This is a genomic window from Leisingera sp. F5 (assembly GCF_001593695.1).
In genome coordinates, this window is record NZ_LUKH01000152.1 from 1 (window position 1) to 4,761 (window position 4,761).

Consider the following 4,761-nt stretch of genomic DNA (forward strand, 5'->3'; position numbering starts at 1 on the left):
GTAGGTCCGCGGTTCGAGTCCGTGTGGGGGCACTCACAATCGCAAACTTCCGGATCCGGGGTCGGCGCGCGGCCATGAACCCTGAGTGTCCAGTGGAAAATGTCTTCCCCGCCGGGCCTGCTGGGCGACTGGTACTAAAGTACAGAATGACCGTCAAGCCGGTTTGAAAAATCAAATTTCGAAACTGCGGAAACCCCTCGCCGGGATGCGCAAAACCGCCCTCAGCTGCCCTCCGCGGGACAGGTTGAATACAGAGGCTTGCCGCTTCGGCAAGCACCACAGCCCCCTCAACGCCCCCCGTCGCAAAATCAGCGCAAACTGCAGATTTGACCTCCTGGCCGCTCCGCATTACTTCTGTAGGCAAGAAACCCGGAAAAACAGGTCGGATCATGCAGGTCATCATTCACTGCGGGGCACATGCCACTGAAGAAGATCTGCTGTTGAAGGCGCTGCTGAAAAATGCCGGCGCTTTGTCGGAACAGGGCACCGCAGTGCCAGGACCCGGCCGCTACAGGTCCTTGCTGAAGGACTGCCTGGCGGCGATGAAGAACGGCAGCGCCGCCAAGGACGCGCCAAAGGTTCTGTGGGACGCAATTCTGGATGACCGCCAGGCAGACCGGGTGATTCTCTCCAATCCGCATTTCTTTGGCTCGCCGCGGCATGCGCTGCAGGGCGGACGGCTTTACCCAGAGGCGGGTGAACGGCTGCAGGCGCTGCAGGCGCTGTTTCCCTATGATCAGCCGGAAATCTTCATGGCGCTGCGCAACCCGGCCACGTTCCTGCCTGCGATGCTTGCAAAATCCAGCCGAACCATTGTGCGGAACGTCCTGAAGGACTGCAACCCGGTGCAGCTGCGCTGGTCCGGGCTGCTGGCGCAGATGCGGGATATGGTGCCGGGCATGCCGGTCACTGTCTGGTGCTACGAAGACTTGCCGCTGATCTGGAGCCAGGTGCTGCGGGATCTGGGCGGAATGGAGGTCAACGCCCCCCTCACAGGCGGGATGGACCTGCTGGCCACCTTGATGCAGCCTGCCGGCGTGGAGCGGTTGCGCGCCTATCTTGCAGAAAACCCGGATCTTACGGAAATCCACAAACGCCGTGTCTATGCCGCCTTTCTGGACAAGTTCGCACTGGAAGACGCGCTGGAGGAGGAGTTGGACCTTCCCGGCTGGACCAGCGCGCTAGTGGAGGAGATGAGCGAGCGTTACGAGGAAGACCTCTATGTTATCCAGCGGATGCCCGGCGTCACCCTGATTGCGCCATGATTGCAGGCCAGCCCCGCGCCGCGGCTGAACAGCACCCTCGACGCGGTTTGTGCAGTCTGCGTGAACAGATTGCAATTGCGCTCTCAGAGCAGCAGCAAAGCGATGCGGAACCCCCGCTTAACGCAGAGGCTGGCCGTTGCGGCCGAAGGTCAGGTTTTCGCTGCTCAGGTCATCATAGGTGACCTCGACCGCGACTTGCTGGATGGAGCCAAGCGGATAGCTTCGGTATGGCATCCCGTCTTCGTCCTTGATCATGTTTGGGAAGCCTTCCTCAAGGTGGCAATCCGGCAGCGGCCAGATCTCCGGCGGGTTGCCGTTCACCCCCAGCTTGACCTGCGCCAGCCCGCAGCGCCAGGACCACAGGTGGGTGACATAAAGCAGATCTTGGCCGTTGAATTCGCGCACATGGATCCAGTTGGTCTGGGTCGCTGCCAGGATCGGCTTCACTTCGAGCGCGGTAGTAAAGCGGCCGGTGGCCTGTTGCGGCTCTGCTGCCAATCCCGTTTGCGCTGATGCAGGTTGCCCCGCCGCAGTTTGTGCCGGCGCGGCGGCGGCTGCGCGGTCCAGCGCACCGGGTTGCACACTGGGCTGCGCTGATGCCGCAAAAATGGCCAGGATCACGTCAATCATCATTGTCTCTCCCCGGTCTGCGCCCTGAACAGCACAGAACCGCTTGTAATCGCCAGCAGGCCGGTTGCGCGGCGCCTTGCAGGCTTGTAGCTAAACTATCAGGCAGTCCTATCCGCCCGGAAGAGACGGAAAACGGGGAAAACCATGGCAAATGCCCCCTTCAATGTGATGATCGTGGGCCAAGCCGGCCGGCTGCAGTATGAGGCGCTGCTGTTCGCCGCCTCGCTGCGCCATTGTTCGCCCGGGTTTTCCGGACGGTTGTTTGTGGCGGTGCCGCAACCAGGGCCGCTGTGGGAGAAGGACCCCGCCATCCGCAAGCAGGACGTTCTGCAAGCGCTGGCAGATTTGGGCGCCGAGATCCTGCCGTTCGAGAACAAAACCTTCGGCGGCGCCTACCCTTACGGTAACAAGATCGAAGCCTTGCAGGCGATGCCCAAGGGCGAGCCGTTTGTGTTTTTCGACACCGACACGCTGATCACCGGAGAGCTGGCGGATGTGCCGTTTGATTTCAGCCGCCCTTCGGCCTCGCTGCGGGTGGAGGGGACCTGGCCCAAGCCGACCCTGTACGGGCCTGGCTACAGCGGGATCTGGCAATCGCTCTACAGCCGTTTCGGCCTCGACTTTCTGTCCAGCCTCGACCTCAGCCAGCCGGATGAATACTGGAAACGCTACCTCTACTTCAACGCAGGCTTCTTCTACGGCGCCTGCCCGCGGGCCTTTGGCAAGCGGTTCCTGGTCTATGCGCAATCTGTCCGCAACGACCCGCCGCTTGCGCTGACCGGCCAGACACTGGAGCCCTGGCTGGACCAGATAGTGCTGCCACTGGTGATCCACTCCTTTGGCGGCGGACGCGATGCGCTGCCCGGCGGTTATCTGGACGGGCAAACAAGCTGCCATTACCGGCTGTTTCCGCTGCTTTACGCGCGGGAGAACGACTGGGTGGTGGAAATACTGCAGGAGATCGCAGCGCCGAACCGGATCAAGAAAGTGCTGAAGGGCTACGAGCCGATCAAGCGCATGATCTATCAGGGGCGCGGTGAAAAGGTGCGGGCGCTGTTTGACCGCGCAAACCTGCCCCGCCGCGAACAGGCAATCCGCAACCGGATCAAATCCGAAGGCTTCTGGATGCGCTGATCCCGGCCTTCGGGCTTAAGAAAACGCAGGGCTCCCACCTGCTCACGGGCCTCCGGCGGAGACCCTTTGCAGTTGGGCCCGGCGCCGCCAGGGGCCGGCGGCGGGCGGGAGCCTTCCGCTGCGGCATTCCCGCAATTGCCTTCCTAGCGCAGCCATGCTGTTGTGCGCCCGGAATAACAGAGCTTTCAGGGAGACCCATTCATGACCGACGTTCCGACATACGGTTTTGACACCTTGCAGATCCACGCCGGCGCCAAGCCGGACCCGGCCACCGGCGCGCGGCAGACGCCGATCTACCAAAGCACTGCCTATGTGTTCCGCGATGCCGAACACGCCGCCGCGCTGTTCAACCTGCAGGAAGTCGGCTTTATCTATTCGCGTCTGACCAACCCCACCGTCGCGGTGCTGCAGGAACGTCTGGCAACACTGGAAGGCGGTGTTGGCGCGGTTTGCTGCTCTTCCGGCCATGCGGCGCAGATCATGGCGCTGTTCCCGCTGATGGGTCCGGGCTGCAATGTGATCGCCTCAACCCGCCTGTACGGCGGCACCGTTACCCAGTTCAGCCAGACCATCAAGCGCTTCGGCTGGTCTGCGAAATTCGTCGATACCGATGATCTGGACGCCGTGAACGCTGCCATCGACGAAAACACCCGCGCGGTATTCTGCGAATCCGTGGCCAACCCAGGCGGCTATGTGACCGACATCCGCGCCCTGGCGGATATCACCGATGGCGCCGGTATCCCGCTCATCGTCGACAACACCTCTGCCACGCCCTACCTGTGCAAGCCGATTGACCAGGGTGCGACGCTGGTTGTGCATTCCACCACCAAATACCTCACTGGCAACGGCACCGTGACCGGCGGCTGCGTGGTCGACAGCGGCAATTTCGACTGGTCGGCAAATGACAAGTTCCCGTCTCTGTCAGCACCAGAGGATGCCTATCACGGCCTCAAGTTCCACGAGACCTTCGGCCCGCTTGCATTCACTTTCCACAGCATTGCCATCGGCCTGCGCGACCTTGGCATGACGATGAACCCGCAAGGGGCGCATTACACGCTGATGGGCGTTGAGACGCTGTCCTTGCGGATGCAGAAACACTGCGAGAATGCCGAGAAAATCGCCGCCTGGCTCGAAAACGACAGCCGCGTTGACTATGTGACCTACGCGGGCCTGCCGTCCTCGCCCTATTATGAGCGTGCCCAGGCCTGCTATCCCAAGGGTACCGGCGGCTTGTTCACCTTTGCCGTCAAGGGCGGCTATGAGGCCTGCATCAAACTGGTGGATGCGCTGGAGATCTTCAGCCATGTGGCCAACCTCGGCGACACCCGCTCGCTGATCATCCATTCGGCCTCCACCACCCACCGGCAGCTGTCACCCGAGCAGCAGGAAGCCGCAGGCGCCGGCCCGAACGTGGTGCGTATCTCCATCGGGATCGAGGATGCAGACGATCTGATCCGTGACCTGGACCAGGCGCTGGCCAAAGCCTGCGGCTGAGCAGGTCAACCGCCATTCAACAAAAAGGCCGGGCGCCCTGCCCGGCCTTTCCTGTTTTCGCGATTTACTCGCCGCCGGGCACGGTCATATCGAAAACCACCGAGACGTTATGACTGAAGGTCAGCTCGCCCGCCTCAATCGGCATCGCGTGCAATGCTTCGATCTTGTTGCCATAAGGGTAGGCGGCACCAAACAGCTTGCTCTCGAACGGCAGGATTTCGGCGCCCAGGTCCGCCAG

Annotated in this window: 4 protein-coding genes; 3 read left to right on the top strand and 1 reads right to left on the bottom strand. The window is 62.0% G+C overall.

Going from position 1 to position 4,761, the window contains the following annotated elements:
* The first annotated feature begins 389 nt into the window (after positions 1–389).
* The gene (locus tag A2I95_RS26115; RefSeq protein WP_291734601.1) at positions 390–1,265 is read left to right on the top strand and encodes a hypothetical protein; all 876 of its coding nucleotides are present in this window, start codon (positions 390–392) and stop codon (positions 1,263–1,265) included.
* Between the two features lie 117 nt (positions 1,266–1,382).
* Here the strand turns inward: A2I95_RS26115 and A2I95_RS26120 are convergent, their stop codons facing one another.
* Complete coding sequence (locus tag A2I95_RS26120) at positions 1,383–1,898, bottom strand: hypothetical protein (protein WP_291734603.1); 516 nt, start codon at positions 1,896–1,898, stop codon at positions 1,383–1,385.
* A gap of 141 nt (positions 1,899–2,039) precedes the next feature.
* On the opposite strand from A2I95_RS26120, the gene A2I95_RS26125 reads away from it, so the two are divergent.
* Complete coding sequence (locus A2I95_RS26125; protein ID WP_027259650.1) at positions 2,040–3,029, top strand: hypothetical protein; 990 nt, start codon at positions 2,040–2,042, stop codon at positions 3,027–3,029.
* A 201-nt stretch (positions 3,030–3,230) separates the two neighbouring features.
* Complete coding sequence (locus tag A2I95_RS26130) at positions 3,231–4,523, top strand: O-acetylhomoserine aminocarboxypropyltransferase/cysteine synthase family protein (protein ID WP_291734605.1); 1,293 nt, start codon at positions 3,231–3,233, stop codon at positions 4,521–4,523.
* The last annotated feature ends 238 nt before the right edge of the window (positions 4,524–4,761 follow it).

Excerpts from the sequence above, each read along its gene's own strand:
- A2I95_RS26115 (WP_291734601.1), top strand. The coding sequence starts at position 390 with ATGCAGGTCATCATTCACTGCGGGGCACATGCCACTGAAGAAGATCTG.
- A2I95_RS26130 (WP_291734605.1), top strand. The coding sequence starts at position 3,231 with ATGACCGACGTTCCGACATACGGTTTTGACACCTTGCAGATCCACGCC.
- A2I95_RS26120 (WP_291734603.1), bottom strand. The coding sequence starts at position 1,898 with ATGATGATTGACGTGATCCTGGCCATTTTTGCGGCATCAGCGCAGCCC.
- A2I95_RS26125 (WP_027259650.1), top strand. The coding sequence starts at position 2,040 with ATGGCAAATGCCCCCTTCAATGTGATGATCGTGGGCCAAGCCGGCCGG.